Consider the following 13,026-nt stretch of genomic DNA (forward strand, 5'->3'; position numbering starts at 1 on the left):
CTAATAACCTACTCCGATAATTCCCCTCGCACGAGAATGACAGTGCAGTTAACGGCACGGGCAATCGTCGAGGGGATATTGCCATTTAAGAACTGATTGAGCAAACTTTCCCTAGATGCACCCAAAAGCACCAAAGAACAATCCTCCGATTCTACCAGATTAATTACCGCCTCGGCCGGAGAGGCCGAACGAATCGGTAAAGGCAGGACTGGCTGTGCGATCGCTTTCTGTAAAGATGCTTGTAAAACTTCCAAAATAGACAGATCTGGCAGTAACTCCGTCGGAGAATAGATTTTACATAACCAAAGTTTGGGATAATCCGAAGACTCGGACAAAGACAGCAAACTAGGCAATAATCCTAAGGCGCGTTGGGCATTGGGACCGCCGGCGGTGGGAATCAGCCAAATCCTTTCCCGATTAGGATCGTTGGGAAAACAATCCTTTGTCCCCAATTTTACCAAGATGGTTTCACAGGGAGCTTGAGCAATCAAAGTATCGACTAAAAACCCAAAAATCGCCCCAGTAGTGGATCTTTCCCCCGTCCAACCCATAATTAATAAATTGCTGTGTCGTTCGCGAATCGTGGCCAAAATCCCGTCGGCGATATCCTGAGCCACAGAAATTTGTGTATGAACAGAGATATTCTGCTGTCGGGCTAATCTTTCTAGACGATGAAGTAATTTGCGTCCTTCCCGCGTATCCACCCTGACTTCCGCCGGAGAACTAAGACGAGGCACAGTAATCACATAGAGACAATCTATCTCATAATTGCGTTCACGGGCGATCGCAACAGCAATTTTAAACAAAGCGGTAGCGGTGTCGGGATTGGCAATAGGTAATAAAATCCGGCCTATTCCCACAGCCGGGGAACGAGTTTGATAAACCACATAGGAAGGGGTACTGCGTTGGGGCAGTTGACAAACTCCCCCCAATTGATCAGCTTCCACCCGGATAATATCGGTGCGGGTGATGATCCCCACCAGTTTTTGACCGTCGGTAACGGGTAAACGGGAAAGCTGATAGCGATTTAACAGAAATAAAACATCGCTTAAGGCTGCCTGGGGAGCCACCGTAATCGGATTGGGAGTCATCATCTCCCGTAGGACTGTTTGACTGTTTTTTGATCGCCATTTATCCAGATCACTTTGGGTAAAAATCCCCAATAGTCGCCCCTGTTCCACCACGGGAAAACCGCGATGATGGGAACGGGACATAATTTTCACCACTTCCCCCAGGGGTAAATCCGCCGGCAGAATTTCCACCTGCGATTGCATCACATCCATAGCCGACAGATGGGCCAACACATCATTAGAAGGGGTTTCTTCGTTGAGAATAATACCACTAGCGGAAAGTAAATGCTGATAGAGGGAACCGGGGTGAATGCTTTCGGCAGTGATATAAGAAACGGCACAGGTCAACATCAGGGGCAGCACAATATTAAAATTGCGATGCAGTTCAAAGACAATCACGATCGCCGTTACTGGAACCCTGACTACTCCCGTAAAAAAAGCCCCCATACCGGCTAAAGTATAACTAGGTTCGCTGCCGAAACCCATAATTTTCGTCTCGATTCCCCCCACCAGAAACCCCAAGCAGGATCCCAACACCAAAGCGGGGGCGAGGAGTCCTCCAGGGGCGCCGGAACTATAGGAGATCATCGTCAGGAAAAAATAGACCACAAAAGCGAGGGCGGTATTCTGCCAACTTAATTCCCCTGCCAGCAAAAATTCGCGTAAACCCGTATTATCTCGAAAAAAGTCGGGTAAAAAAGCCACTACCGTTCCCGATAAGCCACTGACCAGACCGATGCGCCAAGCTAAAGATAACCGCCAACGCCGCTGCATCTGGCTACAAAAAAGGATGCCTTGATTGAATAAAGCCCCCAATAAGCCCGCTAAAGCCCCTAAAAGGCAATAAATGGGTATTTCTTGGGCAGAGAAGCTAATATTGGCATATTCAGTGATGATCGAGGGGGTATTCTGCAGCATCATCGAAACTACGGCCCCGGTAAAGGAAGCCACGATCGCCGTTTCTAGGGTCATACTGGAAACATCGCGCATTAATTCCTCGATCACAAAGAGGACTCCGGCGATGGGAGTAGTAAAACCGGCCGCTAACCCGGCGGCTGCCCCGGCTGCGATCATCTGACGACGGTGATCGGGACTGGTGGGCAGCCAGACACTTAATTGGGCCGCTAGGGCTGCCCCGATGTGTACCGTGGGGGCCCGACGACCAAGGGTTAAACCACCGCCAAGGATCAGGATCGCCCCGATCATTTTTACGACGGCAACGCGCCAAGACAGGGGCAAAGGATATTTAGCTAGGGCCGCTTTTACTTGGGGAATACCACCCCCGGCGGCTGCGGGGGAGAAGTGTTCGACAATCCAGCCGGCGCTGTAGCCAAGCAGAAAACCGCCGAGGGGCAAAACTAGGAAAGGAGAGGAATTGGCTACTAGATGCACCCGCCAACCACCTAACCAACCGATGCCCAATTTCAGGATAATAGCGGCAAGGGCGGAGAGAATTCCGATTAAACAGGCGACCAGTAAAGCATAACGACTATCGGTGGCGCTACGTCCGAAGTGTTGGGATTTAAACCACTGACGGAGGTTTTGGTGACGGGCAAAAAGTCCCATAATTATCAGGGAGAATCAAGGCAATGGCGGAGCGAGGATTTATTTCGGGTTGGCTGAATAAATCTAAAAACCTTGTGGGATAAGACTTTTAGACCTTTTTGAAATCCAAAAGTGCCGAGACCGGGAGTACTCAGGGGGAAAATTCCAGGACTTTTCCCCTGAAAATTAGGTAATTGACTACCTGAAAATCGGTAAAACCCTACACCCTACACCCTACACCCTACACCCTGCTCCCACCAACAAACTTTTTCAGCAAACCCTAATTATGTTAATTTAGCTCAAGTGCCGAAGCTATTATCACATTTTTTAGATAATGTCAATAAAGTTATGAAACGATTTCTATTATTATTTTGTGTTCTCGTCAGTTTTTTGCTATTTATTAGCCTTCAAATCGATTTTTCCTTGTCCGCACTAGCTCTAACTCGACAACAGCTAGAAGGACCGGGGCAGCTGTTATATCAATCCCGTCATAGTTTGCGCGATGATACCGGTAGTCCTTGGCAGGTGGTGTTATTTAAACGAGTTAAAGATGGGGAAACGGTAGAAATTAGTTTGCGCTTGGTGGGATTTCCAGAGGGGATTGAGTTTCTTCACCCAGAAAGATTAACGATAACCACTGCTAAAGGGCAAATTTTAGCGGCTGAGGATGCTTTTGCCCAAGAATCACCCGCAGCTAACGTTGGTCAATACAAGATGCGGGATATCTTAGCACAGCTACCCGTTACCGAAGCGATCGAGCTTTCCCTACCCCTAGACAATCCCCGCTCTCTCAGTATCCCGATTCCTGTACTTTTGGAATGGCAAAGTCTGCTTTTTTCCGTAAATGTTTGACTTTTTGGGTTAGGGTGAAAAATTGAGAATCACCTTGGGGCTGTTTGGTACTTTATCTGACTACAATGCCCAATTAGCAAAAGTTTCAGCTATCACCACTACAATACAATCAGTACCAAAATTCTAATTGTCTGACTACAGTTCTAAAGCTTCGTAGATGTATAATTTGTTCAAAAAACCGACGGTGCTGAAGTGATAACTAGGTAAAGGGGGAGGGAACGATAATTCCGTTTGATAAACGCTGAAAATGAGAAAATTCTTTCTAGTGGTGTTAGTGGCGATCGCTTCTTGTAAAAAAGGATGACCCGTATCCACCAACATTTTACAGTAACCCCGCAAGAGAGCCTGCACCTCGATGGAAGCTTGCGCCCGAGCGCAGACATTATCCTTAAGATAGCTAGTTAACCTCTGGGAAGCGTATTGTTCGTAATCTTGACGATTAGGGTTAGTTGTCAGCAATATCCCCGCAATTCCCCCGAAAACCACTCCTAACACCATTCCCCCTAACCGCGCCAATTTCATAAGCTCTCAAATCATCACTCGCTTACCCTAACGATAGCCCGAATTAGGATAAAAAACCTCTTGTCAACCATTCGTCTTGTGCTATACTTGAAAAGGTGTACGGCGAGCGTAGCCAAGTGGTTAAGGCAGTGGATTGTGGTTCCACCACTCGGGGGTTCGAGTCCCCTCGTTCGCCCTATTTTTAAGACCCTCGATTTCAGGCTAGACTAAAATTCGCACTAAATCAACGTCCTTTTTGTAGTAGTTCCGATCGTGGTTGCTAACAACGTTCAACAGCAAGATAATGTCTGGGGAGTTTAGCATCTAATGGGTCAGATAGTGATGCCATTCAGACTTAAATTGACCTTTTAAATACAGCAATTTTTTCCGGAATGTAGTGATTAGGAAAAATTTAAGAATACTTTCTCACCTAGCCCGGTCTTTTATATTAACCGATTAAGAGGATAATTACCGTGAAAACAGCGAAATATCCCGAAAAAATTGCCGCTCTCTGGACAACATTTCTCTTGGGAACCCTATTTCACACGCAACTAGGGTTAATGCCACTCTTCCATGGTCAATCGATCGTCGAGAGTCATCAAACCAGCAATCTCGATCCGATTTTCTGGGGAATGTTACTCTTTTTTTTGCTGCCAATGTTAGCGATTATCGGGGTCAATTTTAGTGAAAGTCGTTCCTTGATAAAAACCCATTTCTGGCTAACAATTCTCTATTCTATCTTGAATTTAGCCCATCTGATCGCCGATCTTTTGGTCAGACCGATTGCCTGGTATCAAATCGCTCTCATGGCAATTTTACTGATCATCGGACTGATTTTAAATCTAGTTTCCTATCAATGGCTGCGGTTAGCGATCGCCCATCCGCGCCATCTCTCGGAAAATCATTAGCAGCGCCAAGATCAAAGGGTAGCCGGTTGACTAACTGATCCACACAAGAGGATGCCTTTTGATCTTAAGTTGGTGCTTATTAAGGCAAAAGCAAGCTTAAACCGTAGCTAAAGCGATTTTTTTGAAAATATAGCTTAAAAAATCTAATTAGGGCTTGCTGAATAAATCTAAAAACCTTGCTGGATAAGACTTTTAGACTTTTTGTCAATCCAAAAGTACCAGACCTGGGAGTGAGCGGGGGGAAAATTCAGGTACTTTTTCCCTGAAAATTAGGTAATTGACCAGATGAAAATCGGTAAAACCCTACACCCCACACCCCACACCCCACACCCTGCCCCCACGAAAAACTTTTTCAGCAAACCCTAATTAATTCCTATTATTCCCCAGATCAGCCCATAAATTGCCCCTATTTCCTGGCCGCTGCTGCGACCACATCTGACCAAGTATGGATCTTTTTAGCTATGATGGTTCAGAAGCCAGCCAATAAAGGGAACTTTCGCGGCTGGTTATTCATCAAAAAACTCCTAATCGGAGGAGTTAAGTAGACGATATAGTTCAGATTAACGGCAAATATTGGTTAATAGTAATAACGAGGTAATTATTTTGATGAAATCTCTCATTCGTTGGACAGCAACTCTTGGTTTAGTAGGGACGACAATGTTGACTTCGCTGCTGGGCAGCTATTCTAAAGCACTCGCTTTACCGGAAGAACAAATCGTCAAAACCTTGCAGTTTGTACCTGTCTTCGCTATTGCTGATGATCAAGGAGTCCCCTTAATTGCCGTGGGAGAAAAAGAACAGAAATTCACGGGAGTTTTTATCAGTCGGCAGGACGCACAAAACTTTTTTGAACGACTGAAAAAAGAGAATCCTGAAGTGGCCAGTAAAGTTAAAGTTCAGCCTGTTTCTTTGGCACAAGTCTATAAAATGCAAGCCAGTCAAACCGATCAAAATCGTTTAATTGTCGATTTTGTTCCCAAAGAGTCGGAAGTAGAATCGGCGAAAAAACTGCTCAGTGAAAGAGGTCAACAATATCAAGGTGGTGTACCTTTATTTGTGCCGAAAGCAGGAAAAGAGAGTAATTTTCTGGTGATCAGTCGCAATAATCAGGATTTGATTCCTTTCTTCTTTGAAAAGGCCGCCGCTTTGCAAATGGTAGAACAATATAAAAAAGCTAATCCCGCAGAAGCGACCACGGTGAAAATTGATGTTATTCCCTTAGAAAGTGTCATCGCTACCCTACAACAAAGTAACGATGAAGCTTTAACTAAAATTCTCCTCTTTCCTAGCCAAGAAACGATTGATTTTATCCGAGCAAATAGTAACCAAAATGCTCCCAACCAACCCCCGGCAAATCAGCCACGCCCTAATAATAATACCAGTAATCCCCCCGCCCCCAATCGTTAAGCCTTGTGACTGCTAGTATTTCCGGTCAAGAATTAAGTCAATGGCGCCAACAGGCGATCGCTGATTTAGAGCAAGCGCAAATATCTCCGAAGGAAGTGGATATCTTTCTGCAAGCAGTGACAGATTTAGATAATCTTTCCCTGCGCTTACAATCCTTTCGGGAACGAGAAAAAATCCCCTTGAGTTATTCTTGGTCGGAAATTACTAAACGCTGGCAAAAACGCCTGCAAGCAAGGGTTCCCTTGCAGTATTTGCTCGAATCGGTGGTCTGGCGTAATTTTACTCTAAAAGTCTGCCCGGGGGTCTTAATTCCTCGTCCCGAAACCGAGTTATTAATCGATATTGTTGGAGAAACCGTCAGAGGAGACGACGGGGGAATCTGGGTAGATCTGGGAACCGGTAGCGGTGCGATCGCTATTGGTTTAGCCAGTATCTTGACAAAAGCAGAGATATATGCTATTGATTACAGTCAAACGGCTTTAGCGATCGCCAAAGAAAATATCATCAAGACGGGTTTTGCCGACAGAATTATCTTAAAACAGGGTTCTTGGTGGACTCCCCTAGAGAAATGGAAAGGACAGATTAGCGGTATGCTGTCCAATCCTCCCTATATTCCCAGTGCAGAAATCCTCGACTTACAAATTGAAGTGCGGGAACATGAACCCCGTTTGGCCCTCGATGGAGGTGAAGACGGATTGACTGCGCTGCGCTATCTAGTGGCCACTGCTCCCGATTATCTGCGATCGGGAGGCCTTTGGCTAGTGGAAATGAGAGCCGGTCAAGGGGAAAAAGTAGCGCAAATGCTGGAAAATCAGGGCAATTATCGACAAATTCAGATTATTAACGACCTAGCAGGTTTCGATCGCTTTGTTTTGGCCGAGCGAATTTAGCGCAATGTACCCGCTTCGCAGTCCCGCAGCCAGAGACGCACCGCTTGGCCGATGGTGCCTTGGCTGGTTTCTAGGGGAGGTAAGGGGACTTGAGCGGGTTCAAGGGAAGCTAATTGACTGTAAACCGTCACTAATCGCCATCCTTCCCCAGTTTTAGTTAAAAATAACCAGTGATAATTCTGGAGGCTGACAGAGCGATTTTTGCTATACTGACGCTCTAAAGTCGTAAAAAAAACCTGTTGAGTGTCATCGGCAATTTGACCGGAATATTGACTAGCAGTTAAAGGTAGGGGTGCAAATTCGGGACGACCGGCAATAATCACAAAAACCGGTGTAGATAATTTTTGGTCGATTTGGGAACGGGTAATAACTCGATTAGCATAACCGGGTAAATCTGACAAGAGGCGATCGACTAAAAGATTTAAATCCTCCGGACAGCTAGAAAGAGGACGACTAACTGCTGGGAAGTTAATCCCGAAAATAACCAGTAATACAGCTAAATGTCGGCTAATTCTTGACAAATTTTTGCCCATGCTATTTTTGGCTCCTCCGCACCGGTGATCGGTCGTCCAATTACTAGATAATCAGCCCCAGCTTTAAGCGCTTGGGCCGGAGTCATCACCCGACTTTGATCCCCTTTGCTTGACCAGGAGGGACGAACTCCGGGACAAACTAAGAGAAAATCCTCTCCACAGACGCGACGCAATTGCGCCACTTCTTGGGGAGAACAAACCGCCCCATCAATTCCCGATTCTTTGCCCAATAATGCCAGATTTAAGGCATATTCCGATAGTTCTAGGGGAATTTTGAGGTCGAGGGCTAATTCGCGGGCGTTAAGGCTGGTTAAAACGGTGATAGCGAGAAGTTTTGGCGGGGATAGCAGGTCAGAGATTGCCTCCTTAGCCGCCCTCAGCGCTTGCCGTCCGGCCGTAGCGTGCAGGGTGAGTAAATCCACTTGATAGCGACTGGCGGAACGACAGGCCCCGGCGACCGTATTGGGAATATCATGAAATTTTAGATCGAGAAAGCTCTTTTTTTGTCTTTCTTGCAGAATCCCTAGAATTTCTGCACCGCTACTGACAAATAATTCTAGTCCCACTTTCCAAAAATTGACTTCCGGCAACAGATCGAGCAGTGCGATCGCTGATTCTAAATCCGGCACATCGAGGGGAACAATAATTCGGTCTGAGTTGGTCATATTGGGGCGATACAGTGGGGGTGTGGGGAATTATGAATTATAAATTATGAATTGGGAAGTGGGGAGAGGGAATTATGAATTATGAATTATGAATTATAAATTATAAATTATGAATTGGGAAGTGGGGAGAGGGAATTATGAATTATGAATTATGAATTATAAATTATGAATTGGGAAGTGGGGAGAGGGAATTATGAATTATGAATTATGAATTATAAATTATGAATTATGAATTGGGAAGTGGGGAGAGGGAATTATGAATTATGAATTATGAATTATAAATTATGAATTATGAATTGGGAAGTGGGGAGAGGGAATTATGAATTATGGATTAGGGAGAAGGGAGAAGGGAGCGGGGAGCTTAAATCAGAGAAAAATCCAATCGGCAAAAGTGGCAGCCTGTCCGCAGTAAATGCCATCACGATCGATGATATTCCAAACGATCGCTTTTTCAATGCGAAATAGTTGACCGTTTTTCGTGATCCTTACCCCGTGATAATCGTTGATATAGCCCTGTTTTTTGACTAAATCCAGCATTTTTTGTCTTTCCTCAATTTTTATTTCCTCTCCCTCTACCGTCGCTCGCGAAGGAGTTGTTAATAATTCTTGCCAAGTTAAACCCCAGAGATCGAGGGCGCAGCGATTACCATAATTGAAGATCGGATTAGTTTGTGTACCGTGGGAAACTAGCACAAAAGGGGCATAAAAGAGCATTTTACTCTGTTCTTTGCCAGTACCGATCCGGGGCAAAAGCGATCGCCCGATTAATCGTTCATAATTATCCAGCAGCAATTCCGTCCAAGCTATAATAGCTAAATCTTCCCAAATTTCCATAAAATTATCTTGAAAAACCGGTTTAATCTTCCCTTTGCCAATATTTATAGGCCGCGTAGGCTAAAGTAATCACTCCCGTCAGAATTGCCGACTCATCCACTAAAAATTCCGGATGGTGAAGGGGGGGATTGAGGAGGTGAGGAGAACCCACTCCCAGACGGAACATTGTCCCCGGGGCCTGTTGCAAATAAAGGGAAAAATCCTCGGCCCCCATGGAGGGTTCCGAGAGAATTAAAACCCGATCCTGTCCCCAAGCTTCTAAACCAGCTTCTTCGACTAACCGGGTTAAAAATTGGTCATTTTGTACCGATGGCACGCCCCGACGATAATTTACTTGACATTTTGCGTTATATGTGCTGCAGACATTCGTGACCAAACTCTCGATCCATTCCGGGAGATGGGCGTGGGTTTCTGGGTGCAGCGATCGCACTGTTCCTGCCATGCGTACCTGATCGGCGATGACGTTGGGGGCGCGACCACCGCTAATCTGCCCGATGGTGAGGACGATGGGACGCAAAGGGTTCTGAGTCCGACTAATTGCCTGTTGCAAAGTGGTGATTACTTGGGAGGCGATCCAGATAGCATCGATCGCCTCGTGGGGCCGGGCCCCGTGGCCTGATTCCCCTTGAATAAAGATCTCCAGATCGTCGGCAGCCGCAGTTAAGGCCCCGTAACGAACCCCGATCGATCGGGCTGGAATCGAGGGGAAAACGTGCAGCCCGAAAACGGCGCTGACATCCCGCATCACCCCCTCCCGGATCATCCAACTGGCCCCCTGGGCGATTTCCTCTGCTGGTTGAAAGAGAAAGCGTATTTTTCCCCCCAAAGGTTCCGAAAGACGGGAAAGCACCATCGCCACCCCTAAACCGACGGTAGCATGAACATCGTGACCGCAGGCGTGCATAATCCCCGGTTTGCGGGAAGCAAAGTCTAAATCCGTCTTTTCTTGGATCGGTAGGGCATCCATATCGGCGCGGATGGCTAAAATCCTTCGATCACTGCCTTTTCCTGCCAATTCTCCCTTAACTCCCGTTTTTCCCACCGCTTCCTGCACCGATAGACCACAGGAAGACAAAACCCCGGCAATATAGGCGGCAGTTTGATATTCTTGCCCGCTTAACTCTGGATTCGCGTGAATGTGGCGGCGAATCTCCACTAATCGGGGTGCGAGACTCTCGGCTATGTTTTTAATCTCGGAGAGCATGAAACCAGTTTTAGAGTATCTTTAGGGTTAATCATAGAGCATTTTTTACCTGAAAATTCGACTTGGCTGATTTTCAGTCTCAACTGTCTTCTCGGCATTCTTTCAACCTAGGACTAAGCTAATTTGTCAAGAGGATGCAGGAGTTAAGTAGGTAGGCGTTAAAAGTTGTCAGACACCCCCCTTATTAAGGGGGGACTAAGGGGGGATCGGCACCCCCCTTATTAAGGGGGGACTAAGGGGGGATCGGCACCCCCCTTATTAAGGGGGGACTAAGGGGGGATCGGCACCCCCCTTATCAAGGGGGGACTAAGGGGGGATCAGAGGCAAAATCTATATTCAATTTAATTATAACTACTTACTTGTCTAGTTTTTGGTGGTGAGAAAGTTGTAGGCTTTTCAGTGAACAGTAAACTGATAACTTATAACTGATAACTGATTTAAGCAAAACGACGACGAAGTAAGGGCTGAATTGCCAAAAGGATTAGCAGATCGAAAGCGAAGAGCAGGGCTAAAACTGTCAAGAAATTGAGGTCAAGCCAAGGGGTTTGTAAGACTATGCTATCAAAAGACCAGTGCTGATTGAAATAAATATAACGGATTGGTTCGATCGCATAGGTAAGAGGGTTGAGACTAGCGATTACTTGTAACCAATCTGCCATAAAGTTTAAGGGAGCGAGGGCGGTACTGGCAAATAAAAGCGGTAAATTGGTGACGAAAATGACGGCGATTAATTCGATATGTCCGGGCAGAGCAAAGGTTAAACTGAGACTCAAGGCAGTCATCCCCAAAACTATTAGGAAAACAATCAAAGCGATCGCACCTAATCCGGCTAAACTAGGCAATCCGGCCCCTAAAAAGGCACTAGCAGCCACGATCGAGGCGGTTTGGATGAAACTGAGGACGATAATATAGATGGTAGAAGCGGCCACGATCGAGTAACGAGTGGTTAAAGGTGCTACCAAGAGACGGTTAAGGAAGCCAAATTCTCGATCGAACATTACCGGCAAACCGGCATTGAGGGCCCCAGAAAAAGCGGTAAAGACAATCACTCCGGGGGCGAGAAATTTAGCATAACTGAGATCGTTGCCGAATAGTCCCTGGGGAGCCTTATAAAACAATGCCCCGAATAAAATCAGCCACATAAAGGGCTGAATTACCCCCGCGATTAGGGTTGAAGGACGACGTTGTAATTGGATGAACAGACGTTTAGTCATGGCCAGAGTTTCTTGCAGAAATTCCCCTAGCACATTTCCCCCATCCTCCACCGTTGCTGCTCTAGTGGGATTGGGGGCTAAACTAGCTTTTAAGGAAGAAGGTGTGATGGTTTGGCTCATGAAATATTTACCTCTAATGCAGTCTTAACGAGTAATTTAGATAGTCAACAGTTTATAAGTGATCAGATGGCTCTCTTGGGGTCCCGGTGATCAGCAAATCCTCTCGAAGAAAAGGCTGACACCCTACCACTTCTCCAATATACAAGGGGCGCAAGCCTTGGGGGAGAAGAATGTAAATATTTATTAAATTGTAGCTTTTGATACAACGCGGGGGGGGGAAGTGTGTACCCTCTTGAATGTTAGGTTCGCTGGTCATTGTTTTGGGTTGCCCTATTGCTTAACCCAAATCTAAATGTCCTAAGCACTCAAACCATTTACCATTAACCCTTTTCTTTTGATGAAAATAAAACAACTCGGCATTGTCTCCGCCGGGGTTGCCCTGGCAACTCTGGGAACCAGTGCGGCACAGGCTGCTTTGGTGGTCGTCCCTACAGGCTTGAATCCGGGCGATCAGTATCGTTTGGTGTTTGTCACCTCCGGCACACGGAATGCAACAAGCTCCAACATCAACGACTACAATACCTTTGTCACCAACCAGGTAACAGGAAGCGCTCTTGCTACGCAATTAACAACGGCAGGATTTAACCTGGGTACAATCACTTGGAAGGCGATCGGTTCTACTTTCGCTACCTCTGCCAAAGTCAATACCGGTACTGATGGCAGTCAGCCAGATGTTCCCATCTACCTCATAGATGGCAACAAGGTCGCCAATAATAATGCCGATCTCTGGGATGGGTCTCTCCAACACCCCATAAATCTACAACCTAACGATGTTATCTCCTCCAACCTTGTTTGGACAGGATCAGTTTATCTCGGTACCGGATTTCCTCAGAATCAGTTGGGCGGAGGAGGGTTCTTTGGTTCCGTGGCCGCGGGGCAGGCTGATTCCGTGGTTTTTTCTGGTTGGATAGCGCAGACCACTGACGTTTCTTCCACTGCGAAGTCGCTGTATGCGATGTCGAGTGTGTTGACCGTGCCCGGAAATCAGCCCGCACCCGTTCCGGTCCCCGAACCCGCGAGCCTTCTTGGTTTTATCACACTGGGCGGTTTAATGCTAGGGGGTGCTGTCCGCAAAGCTAGAAAATAATGCCTACAAGGGAGAGGAGACGCGGGTTTCCTCTCTCTTTTTTGGGGGGTTTTTGATACTTGGTTCCAAGGCTCTGCCTTGTAACCAAACATTTAGGCTCTGCCTAAATTTAAAAGTCAATCTGAGGAATAGTTTCAGGATCTATCCCTAATTCCCGCAATCGTGCCGCTAGTTGTTCTGCTCGTTGTTTGGCCGC

Annotated in this window: 12 protein-coding genes, 1 tRNA gene and 1 pseudogene; 6 read left to right on the forward strand and 8 right to left on the reverse strand. The window is 46.4% G+C overall.

Features of this window, described 5'->3' with window-relative positions:
- Positions 1 to 8: 8 nt before the first annotated feature.
- Positions 9 to 2,636: a chloride channel protein gene (locus LW728_RS01260; protein ID WP_287668517.1), complete on the reverse strand. Its 2,628-nt coding sequence runs from the start codon at positions 2,634 to 2,636 to the stop codon at positions 9 to 11.
- Positions 2,637 to 2,963: 327 nt separating this feature from the next.
- On the opposite strand from LW728_RS01260, the gene LW728_RS01265 reads away from it, so the two are divergent.
- Positions 2,964 to 3,467 (forward strand): DUF3122 domain-containing protein, encoded by a 504-nt coding sequence (locus tag LW728_RS01265; protein WP_149974146.1) that lies wholly within the window; start codon positions 2,964 to 2,966, stop codon positions 3,465 to 3,467.
- Between the two features lie 135 nt (positions 3,468 to 3,602).
- Here the strand turns inward: LW728_RS01265 and LW728_RS01270 are convergent, their stop codons facing one another.
- Complete coding sequence (locus LW728_RS01270) at positions 3,603 to 3,989, reverse strand: DUF4359 domain-containing protein (protein WP_002800780.1); 387 nt, start codon at positions 3,987 to 3,989, stop codon at positions 3,603 to 3,605.
- A gap of 102 nt (positions 3,990 to 4,091) precedes the next feature.
- Here LW728_RS01270 and LW728_RS01275 point away from each other — a divergent pair.
- From LW728_RS01275 to prmC, 4 genes are all read left to right on the forward strand, one after another.
- Positions 4,092 to 4,164: transfer RNA gene (locus LW728_RS01275), tRNA-His, on the forward strand.
- Between the two features lie 277 nt (positions 4,165 to 4,441).
- Positions 4,442 to 4,876: a hypothetical protein gene (locus tag LW728_RS01280; protein WP_287668513.1), complete on the forward strand. Its 435-nt coding sequence runs from the start codon at positions 4,442 to 4,444 to the stop codon at positions 4,874 to 4,876.
- A gap of 606 nt (positions 4,877 to 5,482) precedes the next feature.
- Entirely contained in the window at positions 5,483 to 6,283 is an 801-nt protein-coding gene (locus LW728_RS01285) for a Tic22 family protein (protein ID WP_287764810.1), read from the forward strand.
- A gap of 5 nt (positions 6,284 to 6,288) precedes the next feature.
- Entirely contained in the window at positions 6,289 to 7,173 is an 885-nt protein-coding gene (prmC, locus tag LW728_RS01290) for a peptide chain release factor N(5)-glutamine methyltransferase (protein WP_002800783.1), read from the forward strand.
- Here the strand turns inward: prmC and LW728_RS01295 are convergent.
- The 5 genes from LW728_RS01295 to LW728_RS01315 all read right to left on the reverse strand — a co-directional run bounded on the left by LW728_RS01295 (position 7,170) and on the right by LW728_RS01315 (position 11,743).
- A complete protein-coding gene (locus tag LW728_RS01295) occupies positions 7,170 to 7,706 on the reverse strand; it encodes a hypothetical protein (RefSeq protein ID WP_287668505.1) in 537 nt (178 codons plus the stop codon). The genes prmC and LW728_RS01295 overlap by 4 nt on opposite strands.
- Complete coding sequence (pyrF, locus tag LW728_RS01300) at positions 7,670 to 8,371, reverse strand: orotidine-5'-phosphate decarboxylase (RefSeq protein WP_287764814.1); 702 nt, start codon at positions 8,369 to 8,371, stop codon at positions 7,670 to 7,672. The genes LW728_RS01295 and pyrF overlap by 37 nt, the downstream gene beginning before the upstream one ends.
- A gap of 366 nt (positions 8,372 to 8,737) precedes the next feature.
- Entirely contained in the window at positions 8,738 to 9,205 is a 468-nt protein-coding gene (locus tag LW728_RS01305; protein ID WP_287668500.1) for an MEKHLA domain-containing protein, read from the reverse strand.
- 22 nt (positions 9,206 to 9,227) lie between these two features.
- Positions 9,228 to 10,409 (reverse strand): M20 family metallopeptidase, encoded by a 1,182-nt coding sequence (locus tag LW728_RS01310; RefSeq protein WP_287764817.1) that lies wholly within the window; start codon positions 10,407 to 10,409, stop codon positions 9,228 to 9,230.
- 437 nt (positions 10,410 to 10,846) lie between these two features.
- Positions 10,847 to 11,743, reverse strand: a complete 897-nt coding sequence (locus LW728_RS01315; RefSeq protein WP_287668974.1) for an ABC transporter permease — start codon at positions 11,741 to 11,743, stop codon at positions 10,847 to 10,849.
- Between the two features lie 337 nt (positions 11,744 to 12,080).
- On the opposite strand from LW728_RS01315, the gene LW728_RS01320 reads away from it, so the two are divergent.
- Entirely contained in the window at positions 12,081 to 12,830 is a 750-nt protein-coding gene (locus tag LW728_RS01320; protein ID WP_287668971.1) for a PEP-CTERM sorting domain-containing protein, read from the forward strand.
- Between the two features lie 109 nt (positions 12,831 to 12,939).
- On the opposite strand, the pseudogene LW728_RS01325 reads toward LW728_RS01320, so the two are convergent.
- Positions 12,940 to 13,026: pseudogene (locus LW728_RS01325) on the reverse strand (Uma2 family endonuclease); the annotation flags it as partial.

The organism is Microcystis sp. 49638_E5, assembly GCF_021300285.1.
Taxonomy (GTDB): Bacteria; Cyanobacteriota; Cyanobacteriia; order Cyanobacteriales; family Microcystaceae; genus Microcystis; species Microcystis aeruginosa_C.

What these genes read in the sequence shown, in the direction of transcription:
- LW728_RS01295 (WP_287668505.1), bottom strand. Translation starts at nt 7,706, where the DNA reads ATGGGCAAAAATTTGTCAAGAATTAGCCGACATTTAGCTGTATTACTG.
- LW728_RS01310 (WP_287764817.1), bottom strand. Translation starts at nt 10,409, where the DNA reads ATGCTCTCCGAGATTAAAAACATAGCCGAGAGTCTCGCACCCCGATTA.
- LW728_RS01265 (WP_149974146.1), top strand. Translation starts at nt 2,964, where the DNA reads ATGAAACGATTTCTATTATTATTTTGTGTTCTCGTCAGTTTTTTGCTA.
- pyrF (WP_287764814.1), bottom strand. Translation starts at nt 8,371, where the DNA reads ATGACCAACTCAGACCGAATTATTGTTCCCCTCGATGTGCCGGATTTA.
- LW728_RS01270 (WP_002800780.1), bottom strand. Translation starts at nt 3,989, where the DNA reads ATGAAATTGGCGCGGTTAGGGGGAATGGTGTTAGGAGTGGTTTTCGGG.
- LW728_RS01285 (WP_287764810.1), top strand. Translation starts at nt 5,483, where the DNA reads ATGAAATCTCTCATTCGTTGGACAGCAACTCTTGGTTTAGTAGGGACG.
- LW728_RS01320 (WP_287668971.1), top strand. Translation starts at nt 12,081, where the DNA reads ATGAAAATAAAACAACTCGGCATTGTCTCCGCCGGGGTTGCCCTGGCA.
- LW728_RS01305 (WP_287668500.1), bottom strand. Translation starts at nt 9,205, where the DNA reads ATGGAAATTTGGGAAGATTTAGCTATTATAGCTTGGACGGAATTGCTG.
- LW728_RS01260 (WP_287668517.1), bottom strand. Translation starts at nt 2,636, where the DNA reads ATGGGACTTTTTGCCCGTCACCAAAACCTCCGTCAGTGGTTTAAATCC.
- LW728_RS01315 (WP_287668974.1), bottom strand. Translation starts at nt 11,743, where the DNA reads ATGAGCCAAACCATCACACCTTCTTCCTTAAAAGCTAGTTTAGCCCCC.